The sequence below is a fragment of the Acinetobacter sp. genome, assembly GCF_050285345.1.
GTDB lineage: Bacteria > Pseudomonadota > Gammaproteobacteria > Pseudomonadales > Moraxellaceae > Acinetobacter.
Window position 1 is genome coordinate 1 of the sequence record NZ_JBLZXR010000044.1, and the last position, 15,615, is coordinate 15,615.

Annotated in this window: 13 protein-coding genes and 2 pseudogenes; 13 read left to right on the forward strand and 2 right to left on the reverse strand. The window is 42.7% G+C overall.

Annotated features, from left to right (window positions below; genetic code table 11):
- The 4 genes and pseudogenes from ACN6OV_RS04070 to ACN6OV_RS04085 form a co-directional block, all read left to right on the forward strand.
- Positions 1–119 (forward strand): annotated as a pseudogene (locus tag ACN6OV_RS04070) (IS1595 family transposase); the annotation flags it as partial.
- Between the two features lie 323 nt (positions 120–442).
- Complete coding sequence (locus tag ACN6OV_RS04075; protein WP_427949851.1) at positions 443–592, forward strand: hypothetical protein; 150 nt, start codon at positions 443–445, stop codon at positions 590–592.
- 86 nt (positions 593–678) lie between these two features.
- A pseudogene (locus ACN6OV_RS04080) lies at positions 679–1,314 on the forward strand (MipA/OmpV family protein); the annotation flags it as partial.
- Between the two features lie 334 nt (positions 1,315–1,648).
- Positions 1,649–2,638, forward strand: coding sequence for a diaminopimelate dehydrogenase (locus ACN6OV_RS04085; RefSeq protein WP_427949853.1), 990 nt, complete (start codon positions 1,649–1,651; stop codon positions 2,636–2,638).
- A gap of 171 nt (positions 2,639–2,809) precedes the next feature.
- Here ACN6OV_RS04085 and ACN6OV_RS04090 read toward each other — a convergent pair whose 3' ends face one another.
- The gene (locus tag ACN6OV_RS04090) at positions 2,810–4,510 is read right to left on the reverse strand and encodes an NAD-dependent malic enzyme (RefSeq protein WP_427949854.1); all 1,701 of its coding nucleotides are present in this window, start codon (positions 4,508–4,510) and stop codon (positions 2,810–2,812) included.
- 412 nt (positions 4,511–4,922) lie between these two features.
- Here ACN6OV_RS04090 and mdh point away from each other — a divergent pair, with 412 nt between their 5' ends.
- Positions 4,923–6,134 (forward strand): iron-dependent methanol dehydrogenase, encoded by a 1,212-nt coding sequence (gene mdh, locus ACN6OV_RS04095; RefSeq protein ID WP_427949856.1) that lies wholly within the window; start codon positions 4,923–4,925, stop codon positions 6,132–6,134.
- 250 nt (positions 6,135–6,384) lie between these two features.
- The gene (locus ACN6OV_RS04100; protein ID WP_427949858.1) at positions 6,385–7,347 is read left to right on the forward strand and encodes an alpha/beta hydrolase; all 963 of its coding nucleotides are present in this window, start codon (positions 6,385–6,387) and stop codon (positions 7,345–7,347) included.
- Positions 7,348–7,378: 31 nt separating this feature from the next.
- On the opposite strand, the gene ACN6OV_RS04105 is transcribed toward ACN6OV_RS04100, so the two are convergent.
- Positions 7,379–8,548, reverse strand: a complete 1,170-nt coding sequence (locus tag ACN6OV_RS04105) for a transcriptional regulator (protein ID WP_427949860.1) — start codon at positions 8,546–8,548, stop codon at positions 7,379–7,381.
- 231 nt (positions 8,549–8,779) lie between these two features.
- On the opposite strand from ACN6OV_RS04105, the gene exaC reads away from it, so the two are divergent.
- The 7 genes from exaC (at position 8,780) to glmU (ending at position 15,605) form a co-directional block, all read left to right on the forward strand.
- Positions 8,780–10,291, forward strand: coding sequence for an acetaldehyde dehydrogenase ExaC (exaC, locus tag ACN6OV_RS04110; protein WP_427949861.1), 1,512 nt, complete (start codon positions 8,780–8,782; stop codon positions 10,289–10,291).
- 434 nt (positions 10,292–10,725) lie between these two features.
- Positions 10,726–11,847: a bifunctional 3,4-dihydroxy-2-butanone-4-phosphate synthase/GTP cyclohydrolase II gene (gene ribBA / locus ACN6OV_RS04115; RefSeq protein ID WP_427949862.1), complete on the forward strand. Its 1,122-nt coding sequence runs from the start codon at positions 10,726–10,728 to the stop codon at positions 11,845–11,847.
- A gap of 11 nt (positions 11,848–11,858) precedes the next feature.
- Entirely contained in the window at positions 11,859–12,329 is a 471-nt protein-coding gene (ribH, locus tag ACN6OV_RS04120; RefSeq protein ID WP_067765591.1) for a 6,7-dimethyl-8-ribityllumazine synthase, read from the forward strand.
- Between the two features lie 4 nt (positions 12,330–12,333).
- Positions 12,334–12,783: a transcription antitermination factor NusB gene (nusB, locus tag ACN6OV_RS04125; protein ID WP_427949864.1), complete on the forward strand. Its 450-nt coding sequence runs from the start codon at positions 12,334–12,336 to the stop codon at positions 12,781–12,783.
- A 19-nt stretch (positions 12,784–12,802) separates the two neighbouring features.
- Positions 12,803–13,720: a thiamine-phosphate kinase gene (thiL, locus tag ACN6OV_RS04130; protein ID WP_427949865.1), complete on the forward strand. Its 918-nt coding sequence runs from the start codon at positions 12,803–12,805 to the stop codon at positions 13,718–13,720.
- On the forward strand, positions 13,698–14,219 hold the full coding sequence (locus ACN6OV_RS04135) for a phosphatidylglycerophosphatase A family protein (RefSeq protein WP_427949867.1): 522 nt from the start codon (positions 13,698–13,700) through the stop codon (positions 14,217–14,219). The genes thiL and ACN6OV_RS04135 overlap by 23 nt, the downstream gene beginning before the upstream one ends.
- 21 nt (positions 14,220–14,240) lie before the next feature.
- On the forward strand, positions 14,241–15,605 hold the full coding sequence (gene glmU, locus ACN6OV_RS04140) for a bifunctional UDP-N-acetylglucosamine diphosphorylase/glucosamine-1-phosphate N-acetyltransferase GlmU (protein WP_427949869.1): 1,365 nt from the start codon (positions 14,241–14,243) through the stop codon (positions 15,603–15,605).
- The last annotated feature ends 10 nt before the right edge of the window (positions 15,606–15,615 follow it).

A 15,615-nucleotide genomic window follows, 5' to 3' on the forward strand; every position in this document is an offset into this window, starting at 1 on the left:
TATCCAAGTTCAATGGTATCTCAAAAGACTATTTTGACTACCATCTGAAGGAGTCTGAATGGCGTTGGATGAGAGAATCTAATGAGTTAGCAACTGAGTTGTGGAACATCATTAGATAAAATTAAGTATAAATCTGCTAGTCTAGAGCCATATCTATTAGCGTTGATTGGCTCACCAAATTCGAACAACACATTTAGACTTTAAAAATATCACAATCGTTTTAAATTCAAATAGTTAAATAAAACTTAGTATAATCTTAACAAGTTCTAGAGTCATTGATACTCAATCAATAAGTCATTTCCATGGACCCAAATATTTTAGTTTGAGGCAAATCTATCATTTTAATAAATAAAAATTATCCAACAAAAGTGTACTGATCAGTACACTTTATTACACTCATCGTATAGCATTAGCTGTTTTTTAGGCGACTTAATTTTACTTTATGTTAAAAAAATTCTTAGGATTGGCATTACTCTCCGTTTCCCTTCAAGTATTTTCTGCTGAAAATGCAGATCAACCGCGTGGCTTAAATATTGGTTTAGGTATGGTTGCCCAGACCGGTAAATATTTAGGAGAAGATACCTATAGCTAAATTCTAAAAATATCAGCACGTAAAAATACCTGTAAAATTTCATTCTTTAAGGTCTTTGGTGTACTGAAGAGTTAAGTAATCAGCTATATGTGATGCCTTTTCCCACTTTCGCTTATGAAGGTGAGCGTTTATTTTTACGCAGTGCCTATGGTGGTGTTCACCTCTACAAAGACTCGAATTTCAATGTCAGTGCAATCTTAAGCAGCAATATTCAAAAATTGGATGTCGATGAACTCAGCAGATCCAAACTTGCTTCACGTAATTTAACCCGCGAGCAAATTGAAGATCGTGATATGAGTGCTGATGCAGGTCTGGAACTGATCTGGAAAGGTCAATACGGCAGTGTTTCATTACAAGCTTTAGGCGATATTGGTGGTGCAAGTGAGGCAGCAGCGGCAAAAATCAACTATCAATATTTTTGGCAGTTGAATGATCAATGGACCATCATTCCAAATATTGGTGCAACGTGGTTATCTGATGATCGTGCAAATTATTATTACGGTACTTTAGATGCCGAGGAAGCGCGTGGCATTCAAAGATACCACCCAGATAGCCAGGTCATTCCGCATGTTTCTCTAAGTACCAGTTATCAAGTCAATCCACGCTGGAAAGCCAATGCCGTCGTGACCCATCACGTACTTCCAAATAAGGTAGCCGATGGTCCACTGATGGATGCTGATTCACAAACATCTGTATTTTTGGGTGTAGCACGTCAATTCTAATGTGCTGAAATCAGCCTCATGAGTACGATAAAAATAAGCAACTTGGATGCTTATTTTTATCGTCATCAAACAAGATATAAGGCCAAGTAACTTTCCCCTCCCTCCATATCAACAATTGATTCGACAGCCCAAGAAACGATTTAGCTAATAAAAAATTCAATTAGAAATCAATCGGTATTTCTTTTTGAGGGTGATAAAATTCAACTGATCGTTCTATAATATTTTTGAAAACAAAGCATAAGTCAGATGCAACTGACCTACCGACAGCATAATTTACGGTAATCGTGATCTTACTTATCTTTCATACTCTTTATTCTTCAGTGATCTTGTCTTTATGCAAAATTCTATTCGTATCGGTATTGCAGGTTACGGCAACCTTGGTCGTGGCGTTGAAACCGCAATTCAAAAAAATCCAGACATGCAACTGGTCGGCATTTTTACCCGTCGTGCACCTGAGAGTGTTTCGCCTTGCTTTGCAGAGACACCGGTCTACAGCATGGATGCACTACTCAATGATTTTAGCGATAAAATCGATGTGCTAATTCTGTGTGGTGGTTCAAAAGATGACTTGCCGCAGCAAGGGCCTATTTTTGCAACTAAATTCAATACAGTAGATAGTTTTGATACCCATGCTCGTATTCCTGAATATTATGCTGCTGTAAATACACCCGCGACTGCAAACAAAAAAACCGCCATGATTTCCATTGGCTGGGATCCAGGCATGTTCTCAATTAACCGCCTATTTGGTGAAGCATTATTACCAGATGGTGAAACTTATACGTTCTGGGGTAAAGGTTTAAGCCAAGGTCACTCAGATGCGATTCGCCGTGTTGAGGGTGTCAAAGCTGGTGTTCAATACACTATTCCATCCACCGATGCGATTGAACAAGTCCGTAGCGGTGCACGCCCTGAACTTTCGACCAAAGATAAGCATCATCGTGAATGCTATGTGGTCTTAGAACAAGGTGCAGATGCTGCAACAGTTGAACAGACCATTGTGACAATGCCAGATTATTTTGCTGACTATAATACGACGGTTCACTTTATCGATGAAGACACCTTAAAGCGTGATCATCAACGTATGCCGCATGGTGGTTTTGTGATCCGTAGCGGCAATACCAGCGATGAACAATCTCAAGTGATTGAATTTTCATTAAAGTTGGATAGCAACCCTGAATTTACTGCGAGCGTACTGGTCGCTTATGCACGTGCTTGCTACCGTTTAAATCAAATGCAGCAATACGGTGCAAAAACCGCATTTGATGTTGCACCAGCACTACTTTCCATCAAAACACCTGAGCAATTACGTAAAGAACTGCTTTAAGATATTTTAAATTAATGCCATTTCTCCTTTGTGATGGATGGCATTAATCTCAACCGAATAAAACAAAGCAGTCTGATCACCCAATACATCAACAATAAAAAAAAGCCCCTATCTTGCGATAAGGACTTCCTGTCTATTCAATACCAATCTCAATCAGTACATCTATTACGATCAGTAAGTAACGCGCTGATAATCACGATATTCAGGACTCCAGAAATTACGCTCAATCGTCTGCTCTAAATCTTCAGTACTCATCTGTAAAGCCACACCATCCGCGATGGCAGCCAAAGCAACTTGCAACGCAATTTGCTTAGAAATCACTTGTAACTGATCTAAATCAGGCAATAAATCCGCCAATGGGTTATCCAACTTCGGTGAACAAGCTGCCAATGCATTACTCGACGCCATCAACATATTGTCTGTCACACGAGTTGCACCACAGGCAATAACGCCTAAGCCAATACCGGGGAAAATATAGGAGTTATTACACTGCGAGATATTAAAAATTTGCCCTTGATAGTTCACTGGTGCAAACGGGCTACCTGTGGCAATTAAGGCTTTGCCTTGTGTCCATTGTAAAATATCTGCGGGTAGCGCTTCGACTTGTGAAGTTGGATTTGAAAGTGGGAAGATAATGGGTTGCTCACTATTTTCCACCATCGCTTCAATCACTTCTTGACTGAATAAACCCGGCTGCCCAGATACACCAATCAACACACTTGGACGTGCCTGTTTCACTACATCCAACAGAGAAATTACCGACTCAGCATTTGCCCAATGCGCAACATTTTCAAGTGACTGCGCCAATTTACGTTGGAAATTGAGTAGATTCGGCTGATTTTCAGTGATTAAACCAAAGCGATCGACCATAAATACGCGAGCACGCGCTTCGGCATCGGTCAGTCCTTCAGCCACCATTTGCTTAATGATTTGTTCTGCAATCCCACACCCCGCAGAACCTGCACCCAAGAAAGTCACGACTTGGTCTTTCAATTGTTTACCCGCAGCATGTGAAGCCGCAATTAAACTGCCCACCGCAACCGCAGCAGTGCCTTGAATATCATCATTAAAACAGCAAATTTGATCACGATATTTTTCCAGTAAAGGCATGGCATTCTTTTGTGCAAAATCCTCAAACTGAATCAAAGCTTTCGGCCAGCGGCGTTGAATGGCTTTAATCACATTTTCAACAAAATCGTAATATTCATCGCCACTGATCCGCGGTTGACGCCATCCCATATAAATCGGGTCATTCAGTAGTTGTTGATTATTGGTCCCGACATCCAGAGTAATCGGCAAGGTATAGGCCGGACTAATCCCGCCACATGCGGTATAGAGCGATAATTTTCCGATTGGAATCCCCATCCCACCAATCCCTTGGTCGCCTAGACCGAGAATGCGCTCGCCATCCGTAATCACGATGACTTTGACATTCTTTTTACTGACGTTATGGACAATCTGATCGATATGATCACGATCTGGATAGGAAATGAAAATCCCGCGATGACGACGGTAAATATCAGAGAAACGCTGGCACGCCTCCCCCACCGTTGGAGTATAAATAATAGGCATCATCTCACTGAGATGATGTTGAATAAGATGATGGAATAAGGTTTCGTTGGTATCTTGAATATTACGCAGATAAATATGTTTGTTAATGTCGCTATTAAAAGCGCAGTATTGTTGATAGGAACGCTGGCTTTGCTCTTCAATCGTCTCGGTCACATGTGGAATTAAACCATGTAAATTAAAGCTCTTACGTTCTTCTTCATTAAATGCAGAACCTTTATTTAATAACGGAAGTTCTAACAGGGTATTTCCAGCATAGGGAATATATAGGGGGCGTTTGGCTTTCAAATTTTGACTGGGCATTCTTTAACTCATTTAATTAATCTTTCGCTATTTGTACATTCACAAAAAATAGCATTGGCATCCATTTCTTTATCTGCTACAGCCTATCCTGATTCTGCCCCTTTGGGGTATTTAATAAATTGATAGTAGTTTTAGCAGGATTTTATCAGCTGATAGCACATTTTTATTTTACGGTTGGATTCAGTACTCAACGGCATGGTATTTTTCAGCAGAAATATACGACTTTTAGCTAAGAAAAAATAATTCATAATTTTAATAATGAATAAATATCAATCAATTAAAAATTTTCCATGTAACACCCTCTTTTTGGTAGGTCTTTGGTAGGTGCACATTTAAAGTGGTCATCGCAATACTCAGTTTAGGTGAGTATCACCGATAACAAATGACAATGAATGGTAGAAGGAATCGCACCATGGCTTTTAAAAATATTGCAGATCAAACCAACGGTTTTTACATCCCTTGTGTTTCACTTTTTGGTCCGGGCTGTGCCAAAGAAATTGGCAGCAAAGCACAAAATTTAGGCGCAAAAAAAGCGCTGATCGTGACTGACGCAGGACTATTTAAATTTGGCGTGGCAGACACCATCGCAGGCTATCTGAAAGATGCCGGTGTCGACAGCCACATTTTCCCAGGCGCTGAACCGAACCCAACCGACATCAACGTGCACAACGGTGTGAACGAATACAACGACAACGGCTGTGACTTTATTGTGTCACTCGGTGGTGGCTCGTCACATGACTGTGCCAAAGGTATTGGCTTAGTGACCGCAGGTGGCGGCCACATTCGCGACTATGAAGGCATCGATAAAAGTACTGTGCCGATGACCCCGCTGATTGCAATCAACACCACAGCAGGTACGGCATCGGAAATGACCCGTTTCTGTATCATCACCAACACTGAAACCCACGTTAAAATGGCGATTGTCGATTGGCGCTGTACCCCACTGATTGCCATTGATGATCCAAAACTGATGATTGCAAAACCAGCTGCACTCACAGCGGCAACCGGTATGGATGCACTGACACATGCAGTTGAAGCCTATGTCTCTACTGCGGCTAACCCGATTACCGATGCTTGTGCTGAAAAAGCTATTAGCATGATCAGTGAATGGCTCAGCCCAGCGGTCGCGAATGGTGAAAACCTTGAAGCGCGTGATGCGATGAGCTATGCGCAATATCTTGCAGGGATGGCATTTAACAATGCATCACTGGGTTATGTGCATGCAATGGCGCACCAGCTTGGCGGTTTCTACAACCTACCGCACGGTGTCTGCAACGCAGTACTGCTGCCGCATGTCTGCGAGTTCAACCTGATTGCCTGCCCTGACCGCTATGCACGTATTGCACAATTGATGGGGGTGAATACAGACGGTTTAACCGTGACAGAAGCCGCTTTTGCAGCCATTGATGCAATTCGTGAATTGTCAGCGTCAATTGGTATTCCATCGAGTCTTTCTGAGTTGGGTGTGAAAGAACAAGACTTGGGCGTCATGTCTGAAAATGCGCAAAAAGATGCCTGCATGCTAACCAATCCACGCAAAGCGACGCATGCTCAAGTAGTGGAGATCTTTAAAGCAGCACTCAAATCCAATGCTGAAGTGGTGAATTTCAAAGCGGCCGTGTAAGTCACTCTCTCTTGCTTCATGCTTAAGTAACCTAAGGGCCTGTAATCATTTACAGGCCACACTGAATCTTCATTTTACTTCTATTCAGGAAAGATGACTAAGGACGGGTCACTTTCATCCTTAGGTTACTCTTTTTTATTTTTCCCATCGCCCTCTTTTCTGGCATTCATAGCTCACGTTTTTAATTTGACAAAAGCAACGTCCTCATCAAGGATAAAGCACAAATTTAAAAATTTTGATGAGTATAAAAATGAATGCACATGCACCACATTATCAAGCCGATATTCTCGGTCAGGGCTATGAACAAGCGACTTTAAATTTCCCAGATGACTATGAAGGCCAAGTGATTGCTACCTTGGTGCGTAAGAAAGCCAGCCAACCGACCAGCAAAGCCGTGCTCTATATTCATGGGTTTATTGATTATTTTTTCCAGACCGAAATGGCCGAGCAATTCAACCAGCATGGTTTTGATTTTTATGCGCTAGATTTGCGCAAATATGGCCGCTCGATTTTGCCACATCAAAAGTATTACAACGTCCGCGACCTTTCTGAATACGATGCTGAAATTGACCAAGCTCTGAAGATCATTGCGGCCGAAGGTCATGATGCCCTACTGCTGTGCGGCCACTCAACTGGCGGTCTCACCACCACCCTATATGCAGCACATCACGCCAATCATCCGCTGATTAAAGCGCTTTGGGTCAATAGTCCATTTTATGACTTTAATATGAATCCAGTTAAACGCGCCTTGGGCATTCCGCAGATCAGTAAATTAGCCAAAAAATTTCCCAATCTCAAATTTCCAAGTGAACTGAATAAGTGGTACACCACCAGCCTGCATCAAGATTTAAAAGGTGAATGGAACTTTAATCTGGACTGGAAAAAAACACGCTATCCAATGGTTTATATCAGTTTTATCCGCACAATCTATGAAGCGCAAAAAGAGATTCATCGCGGAGTTAAAATCGATGTGCCCGTTTTAGTGATGCACTCACATCAAACTCAAAATCCGAAAAAATGGGGCAAAGCCGCACAGCGCAGCGATGTGATTTTAGGCGTGAAAGATATTCAGAAATATGCCAAGAAAATTCAAGGCGATGTCACAATTCAGAGCATCAAAAATGGCTTACATGATCTGGTGCTGTCAGAAAAACCAGCACGTGATCAAGTCTACCAACAGCTGTTTCAATGGCTAAACAGTAAAGGCCTATAAACACCCACCAAGGTGAAGGATGTGATTGATGCTATTTGAATTTTAATAAGTTTTGATGAATCGGATGGTTATTCGGCATCAATTCAATTAAACGCTCAACAGCATCAATCGCCTCGGGGAAGCGGGCCAAATGTTTAAGTAAAACATCAGTTTCTTTGGCATTGAAAATCGCCTGACTCAACCTCGACTCTAAGCAATCACGCCATGCACATAAAAATGGGCTTTCGGTTTTGGCCAAGAAAATACCCGAACACAGTTTTAATGCCGAATCGAGATAACCTGCATCCAACGCTTGCTCAGCCTGTAAATAATCGGCTTCCACTTGTACCAGCAAACGATAAGGTCGTGAACCGAGCATACCGCCCAGCACATCTCTGAGCTGCGACATTTCTGCCTTTAAAGTCCCCATACTAACTTTACGCTCACCATATAAAGCTTGATGTAAGGTATCTAAAGTCATGCCCTGTGGGCACAGCGACAAAATGGTTAAAATTTCAATTTGACGTGGCGTCAGTACGATAATTTTGCCATTAAATAGCACTTGTGGCACTGAAAAAGCACGAATATATAAATGCTGTTTTTGGAACTCCAACAACGCTGATTGAATAATCGAGGCACAGCGTTCTGCGGCAAGCAAGCCTAGGCTATTGTGATTTTTCCACACCGTGGATAAATCAATGACGCCGAGTATTTGCTGAGTATGTGGATCAATAATCGGCGCGGCATAACAGACCCAATCATGTACCGACGGCATATAGTGTTCATTGGAAAACACACAACTCGATTGTTGCGTTTTCAAAGACAGCGCCAAAGCATTGGTGCCAACCAATTCTTCACGCCATTGTCCACCTGCAATAAAGTGCACACTTTCTGCCGCACTTTGCATGTGCTGACTGGATGCACTCCAAATAATCGTGCTGCCAATATCACCCACAGCGATGACCATCGACGATTGTTCAGCAATGTGCTTTAAATCTGCTGCACAATGCTGCAAAGCCTGATGCAAGGCCGATTTTTGCTGCGCCAGTGAAACGAGTGGTGCAGCACTTCGGTTTTCGGGAATGGCTGCTTGAACCGAACGCTGCCAAGAACTTTCAATACTTTCATTTAATTGCATTTTTTGCGTATTAGACAGGCTCATGCCATGCCTAAGCTGTTCAATATTCTGTCGTTTTTTCAACAAATCTTGTTGGGTCATCATTCATTATTCTCACAACAATTCATGACTTAAAAAACCATTTTTACAGCTTTTGTTTTTAAAGTCTAAAAAAAAAATTGTAACCCTTTTTGTTTCCAACCTTTTTCCAACCTTAGACAAGATATGCTAGTTAAATAATGTACAAAAGTACCTTATACCAAAGCTGTAGATCGCCAGAAAAAAGCTACTGGCAGCAAGACACGATCATAATAAACAAGCAAAGGAAGATTCTATATGCGCTATGTCGATCCTAATCAACCCGGTTCAAAAGTTCAATTTAAAGCTCAGTATGAAAACTTCATTGGTGGCCAATGGGTTGCACCTGTAAAAGGTGAATACTTTGACAATATCTCCCCTGTAGACGGTAAAGTTTTTACTAAAGTTCCACGTTCTTCTGCTGAAGATATTGAGCTTGCACTGGATGCCGCGCATAAAGCCAAAGCACAGTGGGGTTCAGCGTCTCCAACGACACGTTCTAACATTTTGCTGAAAATTGCTGATCGTTTAGAAGAAAATCTTGAATTATTGGCGGTGGCTGAAACTTGGGATAACGGTAAACCTGTACGCGAAACCTTAGCTGCAGATATTCCACTGTGTATTGACCATTTCCGTTATTTTGCCGGCGGTATCCGTGCTCAAGAAGGCGGGATTTCAGAAATTGATGAAAATACCATTGCTTACCATTTCCACGAACCTTTGGGTGTAGTAGGTCAAATCATTCCATGGAACTTCCCGATTCTCATGGCGGCGTGGAAACTTGCGCCAGCATTGGCAGCGGGTAACTGTATTGTGCTTAAACCTGCTGAGCAAACACCGGTCAGCATTTTAATCTTAGCCGAATTAATCCAAGACATTTTACCGCCAGGCGTACTGAATATTGTCAATGGTTATGGTGTTGAAGTCGGCCGTCCGCTGGCAACCAACCCACGTATCGCAAAAATTGCGTTTACCGGTTCAACCGCAGTCGGTCAAATGATCATGCAATATGCCACTGAAAATATCATTCCAGTGACTTTAGAGTTGGGGGGTAAATCACCAAACCTATTCTTTGAAGACATCATGGATCGTGATGATGACTACTTAGATAAAGCGCTGGAAGGTTTTGCCATGTTTGCACTGAACCAAGGCGAAATCTGTACGTGTCCTTCACGTGCCTTAGTGCAAGAAAGCATTGCCGATAAATTCTTGGAAATGGCAGTAGAACGCGTTAAACGTATTAAGACCGGTCACCCGCTGGATACCGACACCATGATTGGTGCGCAAGCCTCACAAGAGCAGCAAGACAAAATCTTGGGCTGTATCGCAACAGGTAAAAATGAAGGTGCTCAACTGATCACCGGTGGTGATTCACGTAATGAAGTGGGTTCAGGTTTCTATATTGAACCGACCATTTTCAAAGGCACCAATGACATGAAGATTTTCCAAGAAGAAATCTTTGGTCCGGTATTATCGGTCGCGACCTTTAAAGACTTTGATGATGCCATCAGAATTGCCAACGATACGATTTATGGTTTAGGCGCAGGCGTTTGGTCACGTTCAGCACATACTTCATACCGTGCGGGTCGTGCGATCCAAGCCGGTCGTGTATGGACTAACTGCTACCATATCTACCCTGCACATGCAGCATTCGGTGGTTATAAAAAATCAGGGATCGGCCGTGAAAACCACAAAATGATGCTTGATCATTATCAACAAACCAAAAACCTGTTGGTCAGCTATGATACTAAACCAATGGGCTTCTTCTAAGTCTTGATTCAATCAAATCAAGATGATTCAAAAAAAGCGAACTTCGGTTCGCTTTTTTGATGCCCTGCGTTGATTGAGTTTAAATTGTATATGGAATGCAAGATCTTCTTCTCAATACAACACTTTCCAGATACCAATCATATAGATCCCCTGAGAGCATTACTGTTTTCCGACAAATTATGGCTCGCAAGTTCAATTTCTATTCTATATCGGCTTCAGCTTAGCGATTTTTATACTTTTTCAATTGCTTAAAGATTGGGCATAAATAGTGCAATTCAAACAAAGCCCTCTTTTCAAGCCTATAGCGACTGTGTATAACAATGAGCCAGTAATGCAAAATGATAAGCATAGGCAAACAACGTAAAAAAACGTTAGACTATGCGACAATCAATGCAAGTAAATGTCATTCGAGACAAACAAAAAGGTGAAGATTGATGCCGCTCAATACTGTTGAAGAACTGGTCGCTGATATTCGTGCAGGTAAAATGGTCATCCTGATGGATGATGAAGATCGTGAAAATGAAGGCGACCTCGTAATCGCTGCGACTCACGTACGTCCAGAAGATATCAACTTCATGATTACGCACGCGCGTGGTCTTGTTTGCCTGACTTTAAGTAAAGAGCGTTGCCAGCAGCTTAATCTACCTTTAATGGTCGATGCCAATGGCGCACAGCACGGTACCAACTTCACACTGTCGATTGAAGCAGCTAATGGCATTACTACTGGTATTTCTGCAGCAGAACGTGCGCACACGATTCAAACTGCGGTGGCGGCACATGCCAAACCTGCTGACATCGTACAACCAGGCCATATCTTCCCATTGATGGCACAGCCGGGCGGCGTATTGCACCGTGCAGGTCATACCGAAGCAGGCTGTGACTTATCACGTCTTGCTGGACTTGAACCGGCATCAGTGATTTGTGAAATCATTAAAGAAGATGGCACCATGGCGCGCCGTCCAGACCTTGAAATTTTCGCAGAAAAGCATGGCTTGAAAATCGGAACCATTGCCGACCTGATTCATTACCGCATGACCAATGAGCAAACGGTTGAGCGTATTGATCAACAAACCCTAGATACAGAATACGGTACTTTTGAATTGTATCGCTACCGCGAAGTGGGTAACCCAGATATTCATTTAGCCCTTGTCAAAGGCGAACCGAAACAAGGCGTGACTACCGTTCGTGTACATGGTTTCAGCCCTGTCCGTGACTTGTTGAAATTGAACAAGCAAGATGGCGCAGCTGCGTGGAATCTGGACAAAGCATTAAAAGAAATCGCAGCAAGCGACCGTGGTGTTCTGGTGTGGATCGGTCAACGTCATTTACAAGACTTAGGTCCAGCACTAGAAAATCTGGCTGCACCGAAAAATGTAAAATCTAATTCAGCACTTTCACAACAATATCAAACGATTGGTGTCGGCGCACAAATTTTACGTGATTTGGGTGTGGAGAAAATGAAACTGCTCAGCTCACCATTACGTTTTAATGCATTATCAGGTTTTAATTTAGAAGTGGTGGAATATATCGCCGCTAATCAAACATCAGAGAAATAATCGAGGTTGCTATGGCAGTTCGCCGTATTGAAGGTATGTTACATCTCGCGAACGAAGACCGTTATGCGATTTTAGTTGGTCGTTTTAATAGCTTTGTTGTTGAACATTTGCTAGAAGGTGCCGTTGATACATTGAAACGTCATGGCGTATCAGAGGATAATATCACTGTTGTTCATGCACCAGGTGCTTGGGAACTTCCAGTGGTTGCAAAGAAACTTGCAGCTTCAGATCGTTTCGATGCCATCATCGCGCTTGGCGCAGTGATTCGTGGTAGCACGCCTCACTTCGATTTTGTTGCTGGCGAATGTGCCAAAGGTTTAGGCGTTGTTGGTCTAGACACTGGCTTACCAGTAATTAATGGTGTATTGACTACGGATAGTATTGAACAAGCGATTGAACGCTCAGGTACAAAAGCAGGCAATAAAGGTAGTGAAGCTGCCTTGACTGCTATTGAAATGGTTAACTTGTTAAAGGCTATTTAACACTATGTCGCAAACACTTCAAGCTACTTATGCAGCAAAACGTAAAGCACGTCGCTTTGCTGTACAAGGAATTTATGAATGGCAAATGAGCCACAATCCTGTCCATGAGATTGAAGCACGTACGCGTGTGGAAAATGCCATGCACAAGGTCGATCTTGGCTATTACCACGAGTTATTGACCGAGGTCGTTGCCAATCATGAAGCATTGGATGCGCTTTTAATCCCTGTACTTGATCGCGAAGTCGAAGCGCTAGACGGTGTTGAACTTGCAACACTTCGTCTGGGTGCCTATGAATTGAAAGAACATCTTGAAATTCCATATCGCGTTGTGCTTGATGAAGCGATCGAGCTTGCTAAACATTTTGGCGGTGCAGACAGCCACAAATACATCAACGGTGTATTGGATCGTTTAGCGACTACATTGCGTGCAGCAGAAAAACAACAAGCTAATTAATTTTTAAGTAGTAGGTTGTATGGCTGAGTTCTCGATCATTGATACTTATTTTAATCGTAAGAATGGCAATTCTGTCGATTTAGGTGTCGGTGATGACTCAGCCTTGCTCACCCCTCCACCACAGCAACAATTGGTCATCTGTACCGATACATTGATTGCTGGCCGACATTATCCGCTCGATACCTCTCCCCATGCCATCGGCTGGAAATCTGTTGCGGTCAATTTATCTGATATTGCTGCAATGGGTGCTAAACCACACAGCATTTTACTCGCATTGAGCCTACCCCAAATTGATAATGACTGGCTCAAAGGCTTCAGTCAGGGCCTATATGATTGTTGCGATCAATTTGGAGTGAGTTTAATTGGTGGCGATACCACACAAAGTCCACATCTGACCATTTCCGTCACGGCCCTTGGTTGGGTGGATATCGGCAAAGCAGTGCCACGTTCAGGTGCTCAAGTCGGTGATTATATTTGTGTTAGCGGCCAAGTTGGTGATGCGGCTTTTGGCTTACGACATTTGGGGCATCCGCTCCAACAACGCCTCGATTACCCAACGCCACGTTGTCAACTCGGTCAACAACTCAAAGGCTTAGCCCATAGTATGATTGATGTTTCGGATGGTCTCGCACAAGATTTAGGACATATCTTAGCCGCATCACAAGTCGGCGCAGAAATTGAGTTAAATCAGTTGCCTGTTGATGCTGCTTTAAAGAAATTACAACAAGAAACCCAATGGCAGTATGCACTCGCGGGTGGCGATGACTATGAGTTGTGTTTTACAATCAGTCCGCAGAATTATGAAGCGCTCTTGCAACAACAATTAGATATCAATATTAGTAAAATTGGTCAAATTACCAAAAACTTGGGATTAACTTTTTTAAAGAATGGCGTAGATTGCCCTATTCAATTTCATGGATATCAACACTTTGCATAAACCAGTCATGAATTTTAAAGCAATGTCTTGGTCAAACAGAATCATTGCATTCTGTGGTGTTGGATTCGGCTCAGGTCTTGCACCTAAAGCTCCGGGTACATTTGGCTCCGCTTTTGCCCTACTATTTATACCGGGTTGGCTGGCAATCGGCTTTTTCAACTCAATGATCGCCATGATCCTCATGTCCATTGTCGGCATCTATATCTGTGGTCAAACGGCAAAAGTGATGGGCGTACATGATGACGGCCGGATTGTGTGGGATGAATTTGCTGGCCAGTCCATTACCTTTCTTCCTGTTTTGTATTTAGGACAAATGAGTTGGACCTGGGTATTGATTGGTTTTGCATTATTCAGACTATTTGATGTCTGGAAACCTTGGCCCATTCGTGTCATTGACCGTCAGGTCGGTGGTGGTTTTGGCATTATGTTTGACGACATTATTGCAGGCCTTTGGGCCGCGCTCTGTATCTGTCTTTATTTTTATATTGTGTCTGTATAATAAACACACCTAGGATTTCACATGTCTACTAGCGTTATTATTCTTGCTGCAGGTAAAGGAACACGTATGCGTTCTAAATTACCGAAAGTCTTACAACCTCTTGCAGGACAACCCTTACTCGGTCATGTCATCAATACTGCCAAAAAACTTCAAGCAGAAGAAATAATTACCATTTATGGACATGGTGGCCAACTGGTCCAAGCTGCATTTGCCCATGAAAATGTTAAATGGGTTGAGCAAGCCGAACAATTGGGTACAGGTCACGCGGTAAAAGTGACCCTACCGGTATTGGCACCCACTGGCATGTCGTTGATTCTTTCAGGTGATGTTCCTTGTATCAGTCCAGAAACCCTCGAAAAACTATTAAATGCTTCACGTGAAACAGGTCTAGGCCTCGTTACACTCACAGTCGATGATGCAACAGGTTATGGTCGTATTGTTCGTGAAAATGGCAAAATTCAAGCCATTGTTGAACATAAAGATGCTTCTGAAGAACAACGTAAAATCAAAGAATTTAATACCGGTATTTATGCCGTCAGCAATGCCAAATTGCACGAATGGCTCCCGAATTTGAGCAATAACAATGCGCAAGGTGAATATTATCTAACCGACATCGTAGCGATGGCAATTGCCGATGGACTGGAAGTTGCATCGGTTGAACCTGAACGTGCTTTTGAAGTCGAAGGCGTAAATGACCGCGTACAATTGGCTGCTTTGGAACGTGAATTTCAACATTTCCAAGCCAAAAGCTTAATGCAGCAAGGGGTCCATCTGATTGATCCTGCGCGTTTTGACTTACGTGGCACCTTAACGGTTGGTCAAGATGTTCGTATTGATATTAACGTAATTATTGAAGGTGACTGCGAGCTCGGTGACAACGTTGAAATTGGCGCGGGCTGTATCATTAAAAATACCAAAATTGCCGCAGGCACTAAAGTTCAACCCTATAGTGTATTTGACAGCGCAATCGTCGGTGAAGATGCTCAAATTGGCCCATTCTCACGTTTACGTCCGGGTGCCAAACTTGCCAATGAAGTACATATTGGCAACTTCGTCGAAGTGAAAAACTCCAGTATCGGCCTTGGTTCCAAAGCCAATCATTTCACCTACCTCGGTGATGCAGAAGTCGGTGCAGGCTCAAACATTGGTGCAGGAACCATTACTTGCAACTATGACGGTGCCAACAAATTTAAAACCATCATTGGCGATCATGCCTTTATCGGTTCAAACAGTTCATTAGTTGCCCCTGTTCACATTGGTAATGGCGCAACCGTCGGTGCAGGTTCGACCATCACCCGTGATGTGGCTGAAAATAGTCTTGCTGTAGAACGCTCAAAACAATTTGACAAAGAAAATTATCAACGTCCCCAGAAGTTGAAGAAATAAGAGGATAAAA